This window comes from Nostoc sp. MG11, assembly GCF_014904695.1.
Lineage (GTDB): Bacteria > Cyanobacteriota > Cyanobacteriia > Cyanobacteriales > Nostocaceae > Komarekiella.
Genome location: NZ_JACXXN010000212.1, coordinates 1 through 691, shown reverse-complemented (window position 1 = coordinate 691; position 691 = coordinate 1). Strand labels below are relative to the sequence as shown.

Below are 691 nucleotides of genomic sequence, written 5' to 3'. Positions count from 1 at the left end.
TCAAGTCAATTTGATTGCACATATCTTCGGACTTGTTGCATAAACAATCTTAATTCTAGAGGATTTTCTCACTTTAAATATTTTTTGCAACACAACCCTAACGGTTAGCTAGGCAGTTGAAACTGTTGCTCGTCTTGGTGGCTACTTAGAACATCGAAGTAAAACACCTATTGGTATCCAGGTACTGTGGCGCGGTTGGTTAAAATTACACGACCTTTGTGAAGGTTGGCAGCTTGCAAAAGAGACTTAACGGGAAAAATCAGATCCCTCTTAACTACTCGCATATTTCAAAACTCGTTCCCATTCTCGACGCCATGCTGTTTCTACAGTGTTTCTGGTATAGCTATACTCTTAAAGAGTAAGAATCAGGATATAGTAGTCAACGTGTATCATAATAGATTTGCGAAAGTACCTCTTCAATGAAATGAGCTTTATTGAGAAAATATTTGTCATTTTCAAATGCCTGAAGATGAAAGTGATTGGATAAAATGTTGAAATATACTTTTTTGTAAAAAACTTAACTTCTCATAAAAATCATAAAAATAGATGTCAATAGAAGATTTCAAGTCGAATGGCATGAAGATAAAGCAGGAAGCAGGAAGCAGAAGGAAAAGAAAATAAAAACTATGTAAGTCTTGCATTACAAAGATTTCATAACTCCAGCAAAGTTGCCTTCTGCATCTGCGAAATT

1 pseudogene is annotated in these 691 nt (G+C 35.3%); it reads left to right on the top strand.

The annotated features are described in order from the left end of the window. Positions 1 to 112: 112 nt before the first annotated feature. Positions 113 to 250: pseudogene (locus HCR01_RS38150) on the top strand (IS4 family transposase); the annotation flags it as partial. Positions 251 to 691 lie beyond the last annotated feature (441 nt).